Annotated in this window: 1 protein-coding gene; it reads right to left on the bottom strand. The window is 69.2% G+C overall.

All coding sequences use genetic code 11. From position 1 onward, the window contains the following. Positions 1-91: 91 nt before the first annotated feature. Positions 92-426, bottom strand: a 335-nt coding sequence (locus RNB18_RS52620; protein ID WP_311721131.1) for a Trp biosynthesis-associated membrane protein, incomplete at its 5' end; no start/stop codon positions are given.

Here is a 426-nt window from a genome sequence, read left to right as displayed (position 1 = left end):
GAACTCATCGCCCGTCGGTTCCTTTCTGGTGCCTCCGGGCCGGTCCCGGTTGCCCTCCCTGGAAGGGTAGCCGCCGCCACACCTTCACCATTCACCGGCCCTTATTGTCCGGATCGCCGCCGTCACCGGTCGGATCCTGTCCCTCGTCCAGCGCGTCCCAGAGCATTCGCTCCGACATCGGCTCCCCGCTGTCGTCACCCTTGACGGCCTCCCGTCGGGCGGCGGGTGCCGCGTAGCGCCCCGCAAGGCCGCGCTTGGCACTGTTGGCCGACCGCATCAACCTCACCGCACCAGCGAGCGCACACACCGCAGCGATCAGGGTCAGCCCGGCGCCGCCGTAGGAACGACTGGTCCCGGTCAACTGTGCGAGGGGAATGACTGCCAGGTCAGCGGCCCGGACCGCGACATCCTTGACCACCCACAGGC

This window comes from Streptomyces doebereineriae, assembly GCF_031845645.1.
GTDB classification, from domain to species: domain Bacteria; phylum Actinomycetota; class Actinomycetes; order Streptomycetales; family Streptomycetaceae; genus Streptomyces; species Streptomyces canus.
The sequence above is the reverse complement of the archived record's forward strand: the minus strand, read 5'-3'. Positions and strand labels throughout refer to the sequence as shown.